This is a genomic window from Enterobacter wuhouensis (genome assembly GCF_004331265.1).
In the GTDB taxonomy this organism is placed as follows: Bacteria; Pseudomonadota; Gammaproteobacteria; order Enterobacterales; family Enterobacteriaceae; genus Enterobacter; species Enterobacter wuhouensis.
Genome location: NZ_SJOO01000035.1, coordinates 1 through 412, shown reverse-complemented (window position 1 = coordinate 412; position 412 = coordinate 1). Strand labels below are relative to the sequence as shown.

The following is a 412-nucleotide window of genomic DNA, read 5'->3' as shown; positions in this document are numbered from 1 at the left end:
CCACGAGCGGGAACTGAATAAATCAGCCTGTATCCACCTGTTCAGCAACGCCTCACACCTCGCGCCCGGCCAGCTGCTGGAGCCGCAGGGGGATGTTATTACGGCCCTGAAAGAAGGAGTTGTCCTCACGCTCGTGACCTTCCGGGGTGCCCGTGATTCCCGCCTGCACGTGTCGGTCTGGGGCATGCCTTACACCGAACGTTACTGTTTCCGCCCGGTGGACATCCCGCGCCCGGAAATTCACGGTACGCTTCCGGCGCGGATTGAGAGCCGGGAAAAGAACGATATCTACGCTCACCTGGACGAGCAGGGGCGCTACCGGGTGAAGCCGGACTTCGACCGGGAGGGGACGGAACCCGGTTACGGGTATCTGTGGCTGCGGATGGCGAAACCGTATGCAGGCGATACATAC

Annotated in this window: 1 pseudogene; it reads left to right on the top strand. The window is 61.7% G+C overall.

What is annotated here, in order from left to right:
- A pseudogene (locus E0L20_RS23765) lies at positions 1 to 412 on the top strand (type VI secretion system tip protein VgrG); the annotation flags it as partial.